The organism is Mycolicibacterium neworleansense (assembly GCF_001245615.1).
GTDB classification, from domain to species: domain Bacteria; phylum Actinomycetota; class Actinomycetes; order Mycobacteriales; family Mycobacteriaceae; genus Mycobacterium; species Mycobacterium neworleansense.
Genome location: NZ_CWKH01000002.1, coordinates 1,152,939 through 1,167,460, shown reverse-complemented (window position 1 = coordinate 1,167,460; position 14,522 = coordinate 1,152,939). Strand labels below are relative to the sequence as shown.

General features: G+C 66.5%; 14 protein-coding genes. 8 read left to right on the top strand and 6 right to left on the bottom strand.

Annotated features, from left to right (window positions below; genetic code table 11):
• The first annotated feature begins 69 nt into the window (after nt 1-69).
• Together BN2156_RS21210 and BN2156_RS21205 are read left to right on the top strand one after the other, a co-directional pair.
• Nucleotides 70-1,899, top strand: a complete 1,830-nt coding sequence (locus BN2156_RS21210) for an acyl-CoA dehydrogenase (RefSeq protein ID WP_090517543.1) — start codon at nt 70-72, stop codon at nt 1,897-1,899.
• Between the two features lie 24 nt (nt 1,900-1,923).
• Nucleotides 1,924-2,634: a fumarylacetoacetate hydrolase family protein gene (locus BN2156_RS21205; RefSeq protein WP_090516887.1), complete on the top strand. Its 711-nt coding sequence runs from the start codon at nt 1,924-1,926 to the stop codon at nt 2,632-2,634.
• On the opposite strand, the gene BN2156_RS21200 is transcribed toward BN2156_RS21205, so the two are convergent.
• Nucleotides 2,600-3,424 (bottom strand): IclR family transcriptional regulator, encoded by an 825-nt coding sequence (locus tag BN2156_RS21200; protein WP_090516886.1) that lies wholly within the window; start codon nt 3,422-3,424, stop codon nt 2,600-2,602. The genes BN2156_RS21205 and BN2156_RS21200 overlap by 35 nt on opposite strands.
• A 117-nt stretch (nt 3,425-3,541) precedes the next feature.
• Between BN2156_RS21200 and BN2156_RS21195 the strand changes: the two genes are divergently transcribed.
• The 3 genes from BN2156_RS21195 to BN2156_RS21185 are packed head-to-tail and all read left to right on the top strand — an operon-like array spanning nt 3,542 to nt 5,793.
• Nucleotides 3,542-4,603: a zinc-binding dehydrogenase gene (locus BN2156_RS21195; RefSeq protein ID WP_090516885.1), complete on the top strand. Its 1,062-nt coding sequence runs from the start codon at nt 3,542-3,544 to the stop codon at nt 4,601-4,603.
• Entirely contained in the window at nt 4,590-4,985 is a 396-nt protein-coding gene (locus tag BN2156_RS21190) for a nuclear transport factor 2 family protein (protein WP_090516884.1), read from the top strand. The genes BN2156_RS21195 and BN2156_RS21190 overlap by 14 nt, the downstream gene beginning before the upstream one ends.
• Nucleotides 4,978-5,793 (top strand): SDR family NAD(P)-dependent oxidoreductase, encoded by an 816-nt coding sequence (locus BN2156_RS21185; RefSeq protein ID WP_110811036.1) that lies wholly within the window; start codon nt 4,978-4,980, stop codon nt 5,791-5,793. The genes BN2156_RS21190 and BN2156_RS21185 overlap by 8 nt, the downstream gene beginning before the upstream one ends.
• Here the strand turns inward: BN2156_RS21185 and BN2156_RS21180 are convergent.
• From BN2156_RS21180 to BN2156_RS21170, 3 genes are read right to left on the bottom strand one after another with little or no spacing between them, the layout of a single operon-like run.
• Nucleotides 5,771-6,970 (bottom strand): cytochrome P450, encoded by a 1,200-nt coding sequence (locus BN2156_RS21180; RefSeq protein WP_110811035.1) that lies wholly within the window; start codon nt 6,968-6,970, stop codon nt 5,771-5,773. The two genes, BN2156_RS21185 and BN2156_RS21180, sit on opposite strands and share 23 nt — an antisense overlap.
• Nucleotides 6,957-8,357, bottom strand: coding sequence for an ABC1 kinase family protein (locus BN2156_RS21175; RefSeq protein WP_210436683.1), 1,401 nt, complete (start codon nt 8,355-8,357; stop codon nt 6,957-6,959). The genes BN2156_RS21180 and BN2156_RS21175 overlap by 14 nt, the downstream gene beginning before the upstream one ends.
• A complete protein-coding gene (locus BN2156_RS21170) occupies nt 8,354-9,787 on the bottom strand; it encodes an ABC1 kinase family protein (RefSeq protein ID WP_456152357.1) in 1,434 nt (477 codons plus the stop codon). The genes BN2156_RS21175 and BN2156_RS21170 overlap by 4 nt, the downstream gene beginning before the upstream one ends.
• 79 nt (nt 9,788-9,866) lie before the next feature.
• Between BN2156_RS21170 and BN2156_RS21165 the strand changes: the two genes are divergently transcribed.
• Together BN2156_RS21165 and BN2156_RS21160 are read left to right on the top strand one after the other, a co-directional pair.
• Nucleotides 9,867-10,463, top strand: a complete 597-nt coding sequence (locus tag BN2156_RS21165) for a TetR/AcrR family transcriptional regulator (RefSeq protein ID WP_090516882.1) — start codon at nt 9,867-9,869, stop codon at nt 10,461-10,463.
• 46 nt (nt 10,464-10,509) lie between these two features.
• Nucleotides 10,510-10,947: an SRPBCC family protein gene (locus BN2156_RS21160; RefSeq protein WP_090516881.1), complete on the top strand. Its 438-nt coding sequence runs from the start codon at nt 10,510-10,512 to the stop codon at nt 10,945-10,947.
• Nucleotides 10,948-10,954: 7 nt separating this feature from the next.
• On the opposite strand, the gene BN2156_RS21155 is transcribed toward BN2156_RS21160, so the two are convergent.
• Both BN2156_RS21155 and BN2156_RS21150 read right to left on the bottom strand, forming a co-directional pair.
• Nucleotides 10,955-12,640: a DUF222 domain-containing protein gene (locus BN2156_RS21155; RefSeq protein ID WP_090516880.1), complete on the bottom strand. Its 1,686-nt coding sequence runs from the start codon at nt 12,638-12,640 to the stop codon at nt 10,955-10,957.
• A 34-nt stretch (nt 12,641-12,674) separates the two neighbouring features.
• Nucleotides 12,675-13,571 (bottom strand): mycobacterial-type methylenetetrahydrofolate reductase, encoded by an 897-nt coding sequence (locus tag BN2156_RS21150; protein WP_162490908.1) that lies wholly within the window; start codon nt 13,569-13,571, stop codon nt 12,675-12,677.
• A 183-nt stretch (nt 13,572-13,754) separates the two neighbouring features.
• Here BN2156_RS21150 and BN2156_RS21145 point away from each other — a divergent pair, with 183 nt between their 5' ends.
• Complete coding sequence (locus BN2156_RS21145; protein WP_090516878.1) at nt 13,755-14,516, top strand: alpha/beta hydrolase family protein; 762 nt, start codon at nt 13,755-13,757, stop codon at nt 14,514-14,516.
• The last annotated feature ends 6 nt before the right edge of the window (nt 14,517-14,522 follow it).

The following is a 14,522-nucleotide window of genomic DNA, read 5'->3' as shown; positions in this document are numbered from 1 at the left end:
TTCCGTAGCCGTAGGTTGCCGCAACCTACGGTTGCGTACCTGCCCGGACGTCCGCGACGCTTGCGGATCGTGGCTCACTACATCGCCAATGTTCGCGATATCGAATTCAATCTCTTCCAGGTTCTGGCCTTGGGCCCGGTCCTCGACTCAGGCGCGTTCGGTGATCTCGACACCGACACCGCCCGCACGATGCTCGACGAGGTCGCGCGCTTTGCCGAGGGGATAGTGGCGGAGTCGTTCGCCGACTGCGACCGCAACCCGCCCGAGTTCGACCCGGCCACCCACGAGATCACGGTGCCCGGCCCGCTGGCGAAAACCGTGCAGGCCGTCAAGGACGCCGAGTGGTGGCGCATCGGTATCGCCGAGAATGCCGGTGGCACACCGGCACCCGCATCGCTGGTATGGGCGATCCAGGAAATGATCATGTGCGCCAACCCATCCGCCATGTTCTTCTACGGCCTCGGCCCGGCGATGGCACACACCTTGGCCGAGGTGGGTACCGAAGAGCAGCAGCGCTGGGCGCGCATGAGCATGGACAAGGGCTGGGCCGGCACCATGGTGCTGACCGAGCCCGACGCCGGGTCCGACGTCGGCGCCGGACGCACCAGGGCCATCGCGCAACCCGACGGCACCTGGCACATCGACGGGGTGAAGCGCTTCATCTCCGGCGGAGAGGTCGGCGACACCGCCGAGAATGTCTTCCACCTCGTGCTGGCCCGCCCCGAGGGCGCCGGACCCGGCACCAAGGGGCTGAGCCTGTTCTACGTGCCGAAGTTCCACTTCGACCCCGAGACCCTCGAACTCGGCGAACGCAACGGCGTGTTCGTCACCGGCGTCGAACACAAGATGGGCATCAAGTCCTCGCCCACCTGTGAGCTGACCTTCGGTGCGCACGGCATCCCGGCCGTCGGCTACCTCGTCGGCGATGTGCACAACGGCATCGCGCAGATGTTCCGGGTGATCGAGAACGCCCGTATGACGGTCGGGGTGAAGTCGGCGGGCACCCTGTCCACGGGCTATCTCAACGCGCTCGCCTACGCCAAGGAACGCATCCAGGGTTCGGACCTGCTCAAGATGGCCGACAAGACCGCACCGCGGGTCGCGATCATCGAGCACCCCGACGTGCGGCGCAGCCTGCTCACGCAGAAAGCCTACGCCGAGGGCCTGCGGTCGGTGTACCTGTACACCGCGGCGCATCAGGATTCCGTGGTGGCGCAACATGTCTCGGGCGCCGATGCCGGCCTGGCGCATCGTGTCAACGACCTGCTGCTGCCGATCGTCAAGGGTGTCGGCTCCGAACGGGCCTACGAGCTGCTCACCGAATCGCTGCAGACCCTCGGCGGATCCGGTTACCTGCAGGACTACCCGATCGAGCAGTACATCCGCGACGCCAAGATCGATTCGCTGTACGAGGGCACCACCGCCATCCAGGCGCTGGACTTCTTCTTCCGCAAGATCGTCCGCGACCAGGGCGGTGCGCTGGCCCACGTCGCGGCCCAGATCTCGGCGACGATCGACGCCGGCGGCGGCGAGCTGAAGCCCGAAATCGACCGGCTCGCCACGGCGCTGGCCGATGTGCAGTCGATGGCGGCAACGCTCACCGGCTACCTGATGGCCGCCCAGGAACAGCCAGAGCAGCTGTACAAGGTCGGCCTGGGTTCGGTGCGGTTCCTGCTGGCGGTGGGCGATCTGCTGATCGGCTGGCGCCTGCTGGTCGGTGCGCAGGTGGCCCGGACCGCGCTGGCCACCGCTACCGACCGCGACCGGCCGTTCTACGAAGGCAAGGTCGCGGTGGCGAAGTTCTTCGCGCACAACATGTTGCCGCTGCTGACGGCGGTTCGTGAAGTAGTCGAGTCGGTCGACGGCGACGTCATGGAGCTGGACAACGACGCGTTCTGAGGCCGGCCGGGGAAGATGGTTTCCATGGCCGACTTCGTGATCCCTCCCCCACCGCACGCGTCACTCCCGGTGAGCACCGGGCCGGAGCGCTTCCCGATCCGGCGGGTGTTCTGCGTGGGCCGCAACTATGCGGCCCACGCCAGGGAGATGGGCAAGGATCCCGACCGGGAGCCGCCGTTCTTCTTCATGAAGCCGGCCGACGCCGTGATCGACGCGGCGGGCGCGGTGCCCTATCCCTCGCTGACCTCGGCCTTCCACCACGAGATCGAACTCGTGGTGGCGCTGGGTGGCGGTGGCCGGGACGTGGCTGCCGACGACGCGCTCAGCCTCGTCTGGGGCTACGGCGTCGGTGTCGATCTGACCCGACGCGATCTACAGGACGAGGCCAAGAAACTCAGCCGTCCCTGGGACTGGTCCAAGGGCTTCGACGCGTCCGCGCCGTGCACGCCGATTCATCCGGTCTCAGAGGTCGGTCATCCAGACAGTGGCGAGATCTGGCTGCGGGTCAACGGTGAGCTCAAGCAGCATGGCGACCTGAAGGACCTGATCTGGTCGGTCCCGGAGGTCATCAGCGCGATCTCGTCCGCCATCGACCTGGCACCAGGTGACCTCATCTACAGCGGAACCCCGGCCGGGGTCGGTCCGATGCAGCCCGGCGATGTCGTGTCCGGCGGCGTCGAAGGAGTCGCGGAGTTCAGCTTCACGATCGGCTCAGCCGATCGGCGGCCCGCCTGACCCGTTGCCCAACGGTGTCCACCTGGCGCGCGGTCATGGGCCGCAACGGGTGGACGGACAGGATCAGCGCGACCCGGCCGTGAGCGCCGAAGACCGGTGCGGCGATCGTGGCCACCGGCTGGGATCTGCGGGCCGCGTCGCCGACCGGGGCCAGACCGATGGTGGTGAACTCGGCGAGCAGCTGATCGGTGATGTCGCGCACGTGATCGGGCAGGCCGTCGCTCGGCAGCGCGCCGACCACCTGTGCCGCCCGAGTGAGATCCGGTGTCGTCCAGTCGACGTCGAATCCGCGGTCCCTGGTCTGCGCGAGCACCTCGACGAGCCGCTCGGTCAGCGTGCTGCCCGCGGTGGGCGCCCGGTCGATCCAGGCGCGTTGCTCGGCAGGCGAATCCCAGGCCGCGAACGCGACGCCGAACGGCGGTGCGTAACGGATACGGTCCGTCGGGGGACCGCCCGATCCGGCGCCCTCGAACGCGGTGATCACCAGCTCGGCACCGGCCCGCTCGACCACCGAGGCGGCATACCCGAGAAGCTCTGAAAGCTCTTGTGCGGCAATGCGAGCCGCATGCGCCAATGGTCGGGCAGCCTCGGTTCGCGCCGCCACCACGGCCAGGCCCGGCCCGAGCGCGAACGTCTTGCCCGCGGGGTCGCGGATCAGCCAGCCCCGGTCGCACAAGGTCTTGAGGATGGCATGCGCGGTGGCCTGCGTCAGGCCCAGTGCGCTCACCACATCGGAGAACCGCAGCCCCGTATCGCCGGAACCCGCCAGCAACTCGATGACGTCGAGCACCCGGCCGGTGGGCGCCGAGCTCGCACCACGCACCCTTGACTCCCCTCTGGGTGGTTCCTACAGTCAGCCTTGTCAATTCGAGATACTATCTCGACTATTCGAGAATGGATAGATGTGATGCGCGCAGTCGTCTTGCGGGAGGGCGCCCTGACGGTGCGTGAGATTGCCGATCCCGTACCCGGACCCGGCGAGCTCCTGTTGCGGGTACTCAGTACCGCGCTCTGCGCCTCCGACGTCCATTTCATGGACCATCCGGAACTCGGCCTCGACGACCCGACCGGCCGATCGCTGTATGACTCTGACCGGGACGTGGTGCTCGGCCACGAGTTCGTCGGCGAGGTCATCGCGCACGGGCCCGGTTGCACCGGCCAGTTCCCGGTCGGTGCCAGGGTCACGTCGATTCCCATCAGGCTGATCAACGGGGGCGCCGACGGTGCACACATCATCGGTCAGCACCCCGACTCCCCCGGCAGCTTCGCCGAGCTGGTGGTGGTCTCCGAATCCATCGCCCGAGTCGCCGGCGGTACCGCGACCGACGACGCCGTCGCCCTCACCGACGCGTTCGCCGTCGGCGAGTTCTACGTCCGCTCGGCCCGCCTGGAGTCCGGCGAGATCCCCATCGTCATCGGAGCCGGAGCGATCGGGCTGTCGGCCGTCGCCGCCCTCGCCCGCCGCGGTACCGAGCCCATCATCGTGTCGGACTATCAGGCCGACCGGCGGGCATTGGCCTGCAAGGAGTTCGGCGCGCACATCGCCGTCGACCCTGCTGAGCGCTCACCGCTGGAGGTCTGGCGTGAGGTCCGCGCCGAACGCAACCTGTGGGGACCGGCCGTCGTTTTCGAATGCGTCGGAGCCTCGGGCCTGATCCAGAAGATCGTCGAGGAGGCCGACATGGGCACCCGCATCTACTGTGCCGGCGGTTGGTACACCGGCGACACCCTCGACATCACCACGGCCACCCGCCAGGGGGTGACCCTGCAGTTCGGCGGTGGGCCCTGGCCGCAGGACTGGTACGGCACGCTGGGCGCTATCGCCGCCGGCGAGCTTGACCCGACGCCCAGCATCGGCATGGTGGTGCCCCTCGATGAGGTTCCCGACGCGCTCGACCTGGCCCGCCGGTCGGTGGGACCGGCGCGAATCATCGTTCGTCCGAATGGAGTTGGCAATGAGCGATCGTGATGACATCACCGACGTACTGGTCCGCTACGCGACCGGGATCGACCGGCGGGACTGGCCGCTGTTCCGCACCGTGTTCACCGACGACTGCCTGCTGGACTACGGAGAGATCGGGCAGTGGAACGGGGTGGACGCGGTCACCGAGTTCATGGACCAGTCCCACGCCATGGCCGGACACACCATGCACCGGCTGAGCAACCACGCGATCACCGCCGACGGTGACACCGCCACGGCCCGCACCTACGTCGATGCGCTGATCCTGGCCCAGGACAACAACTCCGGTGTCAACGCCATCGGTTTCTACGACGACGAACTGGTCCGGACCGCCGCGGGCTGGCGGATCGCGCGGCGACGGTTCACCACGGTGCGGATCGCCAATGTCTGACTTCGCAGAGAAGTACGGGCCGTGGGCACTGGTGGCCGGCGCGTCCGATGGCGTCGGTTCGGCGATGTCCGAAGAGCTGGCCCGCCGTGGCCTCAACGTGGTCCTGCTGGCCCGGCGCAAGGCGGTTCTCGAAGATGTCGCCGCGCAGATCCGCGCGCGCACCGGGGTGCAGACGAGCACGCTGGCAATCGATCTGGCCGTGCCGGGGGCCGCCGGGCAGGTGATCGACGCGACCGCGGACCTGGACATCGGCTTCCTGGTGTACTGCGCCGGGGCCGATCCCAAGTTCACACCGTTCCTGTCCGGTCCGCTCTCGGACGCCGAGTCACTGGTCCAGCGCAACTGCATGGTGCCGATGCAGCTGTGTCACCACTACGCACAACCGATGGTCGAGCGCGGTCGTGGCGGCATCGTCATTTTCGGGTCAGGGGCCGGATTCGCCGGCGGGCCGAACATGGTGGCCTACGGCGCGAGCAAGGCGTTCGACATGGTGTTCGCCGAGGCGTTGTGGACCGAGTTGCACGACAAGGGCGTTGATGTCCTCGGGCTGATCCTCGGCAAGACCGACACCCCCGCACTGCGCAAGCTCGAGCACGAGCGCGGCCAGATCGACTCGACCGATCAAGCGCCGCCGGGTGCGGCGGCCCTCGACGATGTGGTGGCAGCAGCCTTCGACAACCTCGCCGACGGCCCGACCTGCCTGGTGGGCCCGGAGATTCAGGCCGCCGCGCAGCTGATGGCCTCGGTGAGCCGCAACGATGCGGTGCGGTTCATCGCGCAGGCAGTCACAGCGGCGATGGGCACCTGACCCCGAACCGGACGGGGACCGTCAACGGCCCTCGGATCGCCGGGGTGTCGCGCCACGTCGGGGTGCCCACGAGTGCGGGGCCGCGGCGCAAGATGTGGCATAGGGCGGCGGTGGTTTCCAGTCGGGCCAAGGGGGCGCCCAGGCAGTAGTGGGCGCCGTGCCCGAAGGTCAGCGGTGCGGGTCCAGGCCGGCCCGGACGGAACAGGTCCGGATCGGCGTAGACGGCCGGATCGCGGTTGGCTGCCGCGACACACGCCAGAACGGTTTCTCCACAACGGATATCGATGCCGGTGAGGGTCTGGTCGGCGGTCGCAGTGCGAGCGGTCGCCTGGACGGGGCTGTCGAGACGCAGCAGTTCGGCGACCACTCCCGGGTCGGCGGGGTCGATCCGGTCTGCGGGACAGGTGCCGTCGTCATCAGGACTGAGTAGTCGGACGAGGCCGGCTCCGAGCAGGTTTGCGGTGGTCTCGTGTCCGGCGACCGCGATCAGGATCGCGGTGGTGACAACCTCGCCCAGCGTGAGAGACGCGTCCGCCGCGATGTAGCTGAGCAGGTCGTCTCGGGGATGGGTGCGGCGGTCAGCGGCCGCGGGCAGCATCTCGGTGAGTAGTACCGCCGCCGCGCCGATGCCCTGTGCGAGTTCTTCCTGATCGGTGAACCCGCCGAGGATGCGGATGATGGCCGACGAGTGCTCACGCAGTGCCGCGCACTGGTCGGTGTCCAAGCCGAGCCACGCGCCGATGACCGCTATCGGTAGCGGGAGGGCGATCTGCGCCATCGCATCGAACGACTCGTCGGCGGGAATCGTGGAAACCGTGTCGTTGCAGATGGTTTCGACACCGTCGGCGAGTCGTTTGATGAAGGCGCGGCCGAATACGTCCCGCACCGCGCCACGCAACCGGTCATGGGCAGGGCCATCGGTGAACAGCATGCTGGCTTCGACGAACGTCGAGTTGAAGAAGTCCGACGCACCGGAGGCGGCCATGCTCGCGCGGGGGTCCGCGGTCCACTGCGTTCCGGTGAGTACCTCGCGGGTGGCGTGATAGCCGAGGACCAGCCAGGCCTGCGCGGTGTCATCCCAGACGACGTCACCGCCGCGCCGCCGCGCCTCATAGAACGGATAGGGATCGGCCGCGTCCCAGGGAAGTCGTGCCGGTGAGAGGTCAGGGATGGTCATGGTGATCCAATCCGCATGGCAATCCGCGTTCACGGACCCAGGCATGGTGCAGCTTCCCGAGTTCGGTGTTGGGTTCAGCGATGCCGGAGAGGTCTTCGAGAATGGACCGCACCGGCACGGTTGCGCGTAGTCCGGTGGCGATGTGATCGAAGGCGATCTGCAACCGGGGCAGAAACACGAATTCACGGGTCACCGTCATGTGTGCGGAGTTCTGGTCACCCAGGAACGCGCGGAGACTTCGCGCCATCAGTTCCGGTGTGTACGTGACCGGTTGCGGTTGGGTGGTCGCGTGCGTCATGTCCGAGACGACGCGCCGCAGGTCGTCGTCACTGAGCGACGAATCAGCCGATATCAGCCCCATCTGGAGCATCAGCTCACGGCAATCGTCGTAGCGACCCTCCATCCCGGCATGCATCAGCGCAAGGAACAGCCAACGGGGCCGTTCGGCGAAGGACTGGACACAGCCGAAGTCGAGGCAACCGACGGTGCCATCTGGGTTGAACAGGAAGTTGCCGGGATGCGGGTCGACCTGGACGAGGTTGCCGTGGCGGGACCCGCTGTTGATGAATCGGAAGACCGCTTCGGCCCAGGTGTTCCGTAGGTCTTGTTCGGCGTGTTGAGCTGCGGCCCAATCCATTCCATCGAGGTAGGTCATCGTCAGCACCCGCTCGCCGGAAGCTTCAGCGATGACGTCGGGGATATGGATGAAGGGGTGGCCCCGCAGGAGGTCGGCGAACGCGGTGATCATCGCTGCTTCGTGTCGGTAGTCGACTTCCTCGCCGATCCGGGCGGTGATCTCGGCGGCCATGGCACGGATGTCGGTCATCACACCCAACGCAGCGGCTCCCAAACGCATGAACGTGAGCAACAGTTCAGTGTTGGCGAGGTCATCCCGGATCGCCTGGGCGACACCGGGATACTGTATTTTGACCGCAACCGCACGCCCGTCACGAAGCACGGCCCGATGCACCTGACCGACCGATGCCGCCGCGATCGGCTCATCGTCGAACTCGGCGAAACATTCGGTACCCGAACCGAGCTCGTCAGCGAGCACCGTCCGCACGAGGTCGGGGCACATCGGCGGCGCGTCGGTCCGTAACCGGGCCAACGCCCGCTGATAAGGTGCGAATCCCGAACTGCCGATCGCCTCGGCATCGACCATAGACAGAATCTGGCCTGCCTTCATCAAGGCACCTTTGGAATGACCCAGCAGTTCGGTGTAGCGCTCCGCGGTGCGTTCGTGGAACCGCTCGACTGCACCATGTGACCCGCTCTTCTCCCGCAGTCCCGCCACCAGCCGGCCGCCTGCGGCGCGAGCAGTGAACCCAGCCAGGGGCATGGTCCGGCGGAAACGGCCGCGCGGCACCATGTCGTCTGCTGCGGTCATCGGCCTTCCCTCCCGAGCCGGGTCGCGGTGTGGTCATCGAGAGCACCTGGTAGACCCCGCTCACGCACCCACGCGTGGTGTAGCTTGCCCAGCTCGGTTGTGGGTTCGGCGACTCCATCCATATCGTCGACGATGCTGCGGGCGGGCAGCGTGGCGTGCAGTTTGGCGGAGATACTCGTGAGCGCCTGATTCACCCGCGGGGCAAAGGCGTAGGCGTCGGGCACCCGCATGCGAGACAACGGATTGGCGGAGTCAGGGCTGAACATCCAACGCGTGGTGCGTGCGGTGCTCTTCGCGGTATACGTGACCGGCTGCGGAGCGGCGACGATGTCGTAGAACACCTGAGTCCAGAAGTCGCAGAGCTCCGCGCTGCTGATCGGGTAGTCATCGGTGATGAATCCCGCTTCGATGACGTCGGCACGCAAGGCGTCGAGGCGCTTGTCGATGGTGTTGCGCACGATGGAGATCCACATCCTGCGCTTCTGTTCCGCGAGCACTTTGATGCAGCCGAAGTCGACGAACCCAACACTGCCGTCGCTGCCGAACCGATAGTTGCCCGGGTGCGGGTCAGCATGGAGCAGATTGCTGTGCCGTAGGCTCGAATAGCTGAACCGAGTGATCACTTCGGCCCAGCGGTTCTTGAGATATTGCTCAGCTTGTTGCGCTGCAGCCCAACTGATTCCATCCAGATATGTCATCGTGAGGACCCGGTCCGTACAGGCATGGCCGACGATCTCGGGGACCCGGAAGAACGGATGGTCGAAGTACAGTTGGTGGAAGGTTGCGATCATTTTCGCCTCGCGTCGGTAGTCCACCTCCTCGGCGATACGCGCGGTGTACTCACGGGCCAGCTCGCGTGGGTCGAATACGATCCCCGACGCCGATGTGGCAAATCGTAGGAACGTGGCGATGAGCTCCGTGTTGGCTAGGTCCTCTCGGATCGCCTGCGCCACACCGGGATACTGCACCTTGACCGCAACGTCACGCCCGTCGGGAAGGACAGCGCGGTGGACCTGGCCGATCGAGGCTGACGCAATCGGCTCATCGCTGAACTCGACGAAAGTCCCCATACCGTCTTCGAGTTCATCATTCAGGACGTCGTGGACGAGCGCGGACTCCATGGGAGGAGCATCCGCCTGAAGCCGGGCGAGTGCTTTTTGGTAAGGCTGGAATCCGCCGTTCCCCACGTCTGATGATTCGATCAGAGACATCAGCTGCCCGATCTTCATCAGGGCACCCTTGGAGTGGCCGAGCATCTCGACGTAACGGCCGGCGGTGCGCTCATGGAACCGCCGCACCGCACCGTCATCACCGACCCGCTGTTGCAATCCCGCCACGAGCCGCCCACCAGCGGCACGAGCGGTGAACCCGGCCAGGGGCATGGTTCTGCGAAGCCGGCCTTGGGGCACATGCTGGTGGTGTTCTGCCATCGAACCGCTCCCACAGGGTTGGACTCGTAGTACAGTGCATTCATACGCAGAGTAAGTGATCACTTGCAGGAGGTCAACGATGGCGGCCGGATCAACCCGAGAGCGGCTGGTCACCGAGGCAATGAAGCTGTTCAGCGACAGGGGCTTTGAAGCCACCAGCGTGTCCCAAATCGAGGCCGCGGCAGGCTTGTCCGCCGGCTCGGGAGCGCTGTACCGCCACTTCAAATCCAAAGACGCTCTTCTGTCAGCCGGTATCGACCGCCAACTCGATCGGCGCTCAGCCATGCAGGACATCCGCGCCCTGTTCGCCGGGCTCGGGGACTTACACAGTGAACTGACCGTGCTCGGTCGGTACCTGCTCACGGTGATCGATCAGGAAAGCGAGCTACTCCAGGTCGCGGCCCGCACACCGGCCGGGCTGTCCGATCGCCTGGACACCGCCTATGCCGCGCTCGTCGACGGGCTGTGCGACGAATTGCACGGGTGGATCAATGTCTGGGTTCCGGACAGATCTTCTGACGAGACGCGGGTCCTGGCTTCACTCGGAATCAACAGCCTGCTCGGAGAACGCTTCGCCGCCAACCTGTTCGGCCACGCAACGGCAGCGGCATCCGACGATGAGTATCTGAAGGAATGGACCGCGACCCTCGCCGCACGCGTGCAATCACTCGGCTGACTTGACGGACCTCGACAGCGGGCTTTCGTCGTGATTGCCTGAGCACATGGGGCGGCTTTACCGGTATACCGATGTTCGTCGCGTCACCGCGGATCCAGCCGTCGTTTGGGAGATTGTCTCCAACCATGAACGCATGTCCGAGTGGACACCTTCTCGCAGGGTGGTTCTGGAACGCCCCGGCAGCCCTGACCGAAACGGCGTGGGCACAATCCGCGCCCTTCACATGTTCGGACCCGTTATCCGGGAACTCATTACAGCGTTCGAGCCGCCGACGACGATGCAGTACCGCTTGATGTCGGGCCTGCCCTTTCGCGAGTACACAGGCCAGATCACCATCGAGCCCACGGAAACCGGCAGCCTGATGTCGACGGTTATCAGCTTTTGCACGATCATCCCGGGCACACAGATTCTCGTCGCCATCGCGATGCGTATTGCCAGTGCGGGTGCAGTCCGCATGGCGCGCAGGCGGCGACCGCCGCTATAGGCGACGGTCAGGGTCCGCGTACTGCCCTGCCGCCTAAGGTGGGGCGGTTGGTCGGCTCTGGGATGGGAACCGCGGGGTCGAATGCTGGGGTGTTCCAGAGGTGTTCGATGTTGGGTGGCATGGGTTGGTTCAGGTCGTCCCAGCCCAGGTCCCAGTCGGGCACCCACTGCGGGTCGGGCGCCAGGTGCCAATCGGGTTCGGGGTCTGGCGCGAACTGCCACGCGGGTTCGGGGTCTGGCGCCGGGTCGTATTCCGACTCCAATGTCCGCTCGAGGTCTGGCTGCGGCTCTGACTCCGGGATGCACGCGGGCTGTGGGTCGTGCAGCGGGGGTGGGGTGAGCAGGAGTTCGGGGCGGTGGTGGTAGTTGATGCGGTGTTGGCCGTGGTCGAGGTCGGGTGGGGGATGCCATTCGACGTCGCCGTTTTGGTTGATGGTGGTGGTGTAGCCGCCGTCGCTGTTGACGAGGCGGTTGTCGGGCCCGCAGGCCAGGGACATCTCGTTGACGTTGGTGTCGCCGCCATCAGCCCAGTCGGCAGCGCCGTGGTGGGCTTGGCAGCCGTAGGCGCCGACCGTGCAGCCCGGTTTGGTGCAGCCCCCGTCGCGGGCGATCAGCATGATCCGCTGGGCCGGGCTGGCGATGCGCCGGGCCCGAAAATAGTTCAGGGCCGCTCCGGTGGCCTGATCGAAGACCGCCAAGTAGTGACTGGCGTGGGATCCCATGCGGATGACGTCCTGGATGGGAATCTTGGTACCCCCGCCGGTCACACCGATCCCGGCACGTGATTCGAGGTCTTGCAAGGTGGTGCGGACGATCACCGACACCGGTAATCCGTTGAGCTGACCCAGATCCGTCATCAACGCGATGCGTCCGATGACCAGCAGCGCGTCGTGTTGGCGTTGGGCCAGGCTGCGGTGGTCGTTGTCGATCTGGGCTTGGGTGGGGGTGCCGCTGGTGCAGGGTTCGTCGTCATCGGGATTGCACATGCCCGGCGCGGCGAATTTGGCGAACAGCACTTCCATGACGGCCGCCGCTTCCGGCGTCAGATTCGCGGTCAGCGGGATCATGCCGTCGCGGCACTGCTTGCCGGCTGTCAGGCCGCGTTTGCGGGCGCGTTCGGTGTCGTCGGGTTCGGGGCCGTCCTGGTCGAGCAGGAACAGGCGCAGCGCGGCGGTGTCTTTGAGTTCTTTGGGGCCCACCCCGACCGCGACCCGGACCAGGTCGGCTTCGAACTGTTCGCGGGTGCTCTGGTCGACGAACCCGGGAAGGTCTTTCACGGCATCGCGTAGCACTTTGACGTGGTCAGCGGTGAGCAGTCCGGCGCCCTGGGCGGCGGCAACGACCGGCAGCTCCGGCGGCAACGGTTCCCCGGTCACAGCGCGGCGCGGCCCCAACTCGGCTGCCTCACCCAACCGACGGCCCGCTTCGGTGGTCGACAGCCGCCAGCGGATGCGCAGCACCTCGTTCCACGATTTGGCGCCCAGCTCGCGGGGTGTGGCCTCGGCCTGCAACCGCGCCAGCAGTCGATGCCACGGACCCGGCAGTTGGCAGGTCAACGCCTCGTACTCGTCCATCACCGCCATCAGCTCGCAGCGGGTCAACGATTCGAAGTCACACGCCGCGAACGCGTCGAACGCCGCGCGTAACGCCGCTACCGCGCCAACCGCACCCGCTTGCATGACTCGAACATACATTCGACCACTGACAAAAAGTGGCCGCACGGTGGTACTAGCTGACGCGGTCGGGCGCCCAGTACGCGAGCATCTCCGCGAACGTCTCGAACGCAGGCTTTGACACCCCGTAGGCGGCCTCGAAGTGGATGCTCAGCGGGAAGCCCAGGTCGGCCACCCCGTCGATCACCCGCTTGTACAGGTCCAGCATCAGCTTGCGCTTCTCATCCACGTCGCATCCGGCGAGTTGGCTGACGAACTCCTGCTCGGCGGCCACGGCCTCGTTGCCCGGATCCTGGATCAGCCAGTTGATCAGCCCGACCCTGGATTCCATCTTCGGCACGAAGCCGAACGACAGCAGGATCTCGGGCCGGTGATCGGTGGTCTCGGCGAGCTCCTTGAGGAAGCCCACGATGGCGTCGGAGTACAGCAGCTGAGTCATGCCGTACGTCGCGCCCTGGTCGCATTTGAAGTTGAACCGGCCCTGCTCGCCCTCACGCGTCGGGATGAGGATGGCGCCGCGGTTGGGGACCAGCTGCTCATAGATCGTCAGGGCGTCCGTGGGCGCGACACCCTCGCCTTCGCCGTCCTTCATGGTCCGGGGCACGCCGACGAACGCGATGCCGTCGAATCCGGCCCCACTGAGATCGGTCAGCCGCTTGCCCAGCGCGTCCTGGTCCAGGAACGACGTGACCTGCGTGCACAGACCGCGCATGCCGGCCAGCTCGGGCCGCAGGATGTTCCAGTAGTCCAGGACATCCATCCGCGGCTTCATCTCGATCGGACGGTCGTCGTCCTCGTCGATCATCCCGGGGATCATGACGTGCCGGATCCGGCCTTCGATGCCGGTTTCAGCCGCCAAGGCGAGCACTTTCCGCGCCTCTTCAACGGGGTACTGCTCACCGCGTTCCAGGTTCGGCGGGACGAGTTCCAGCGCGATGGTGTTCAGGGGCACGGACTTGCTCCACATCTCATTACGTTCAGTCGCAGCCTGCCGGGCGGCACTGACCAGCAGCAGACGATGTTCTCCAGACTACGTATCGGGGCCTTCACAATGACGGGCCGGTCACCCGCTGGGGTGAGAAAGTGACCCGGCCCACATCGCGCCGCGCCGGCTCGGTCGTGGTAAACCACCGTCATGGCTGAGCGCGTCACGTTCCCCAGTTCGACCGGCCCGACGCTGGCGGGGGTGATCGACCGGCCGGACGGGCCGGTGCGGGGCTGGGGCGTGTTCTCGCACGGCTTCACGCTCGGCAAGGACTCTCCGGCCGCCTCGCGCATATGCAAGCAGCTGGCCGGTGACGGCATCGGGATGTTGCGCTTCGATGCGCTGGGCCTGGGGGATTCCGGGGGCGACTGGGGCGACGGTTCGTTCACGGTGAAGGTCGACGACGTGGTCGCGGCGTGCACGTTCATGTCGGAACGGGGCACCCCGGCCGACATCCTGATCGGGCATTCCTGGGGCGGGTCGGCGGCCATCGCCGCCGCCCGGCAATCCCCCGGCGTACGGGCCGTGGTGACCGTCGGTGCGCCGTTCGACGTCGGCCATGTCGAGCATCAGTACGACGCGTGCCTGGAGCAGGTGTTCGCCGAAGGCAGCGGACAGTGGATGGTCGGCGGGAAGACGCTGACGCTCAAGCGGTCGTTCGTCGAGGATGTCCGGACCGCCGAGTTGCGCGACAAGATCCAGGCCCTCAAGATGCCGTTGCTCATCCTGCACTCCCCGACCGACAACACGGTCAGCATCCAGAACGCCAGCGACATCTTCTGGGCCGCCCGCCATCCGCGCAGCTTCGTCTCCCTGGAAGGTTCCGAGCACCTGCTGACCGGGCCGGGGCAGGCAAAACGCGCCGGACGGATCATCGGAGCCTGGGCCGACGCCTACCTCGACGTGCGATAGCGTCGC

Coding starts and splice junctions, on each gene's coding strand:
- BN2156_RS21205 (WP_090516887.1), top strand. CDS start 1,924: ATGGCCGACTTCGTGATCCCTCCCCCACCGCACGCGTCACTCCCGGTG.
- BN2156_RS21195 (WP_090516885.1), top strand. CDS start 3,542: ATGCGCGCAGTCGTCTTGCGGGAGGGCGCCCTGACGGTGCGTGAGATT.
- BN2156_RS21190 (WP_090516884.1), top strand. CDS start 4,590: ATGAGCGATCGTGATGACATCACCGACGTACTGGTCCGCTACGCGACC.
- BN2156_RS21185 (WP_110811036.1), top strand. CDS start 4,978: ATGTCTGACTTCGCAGAGAAGTACGGGCCGTGGGCACTGGTGGCCGGC.
- BN2156_RS21180 (WP_110811035.1), bottom strand. CDS start 6,970: ATGACCATCCCTGACCTCTCACCGGCACGACTTCCCTGGGACGCGGCC.
- BN2156_RS21175 (WP_210436683.1), bottom strand. CDS start 8,357: ATGACCGCAGCAGACGACATGGTGCCGCGCGGCCGTTTCCGCCGGACC.
- BN2156_RS21170 (WP_456152357.1), bottom strand. CDS start 9,787: ATGGCAGAACACCACCAGCATGTGCCCCAAGGCCGGCTTCGCAGAACC.
- BN2156_RS21165 (WP_090516882.1), top strand. CDS start 9,867: ATGGCGGCCGGATCAACCCGAGAGCGGCTGGTCACCGAGGCAATGAAG.
- BN2156_RS21160 (WP_090516881.1), top strand. CDS start 10,510: ATGGGGCGGCTTTACCGGTATACCGATGTTCGTCGCGTCACCGCGGAT.
- BN2156_RS21155 (WP_090516880.1), bottom strand. CDS start 12,640: ATGTATGTTCGAGTCATGCAAGCGGGTGCGGTTGGCGCGGTAGCGGCG.
- BN2156_RS21145 (WP_090516878.1), top strand. CDS start 13,755: ATGGCTGAGCGCGTCACGTTCCCCAGTTCGACCGGCCCGACGCTGGCG.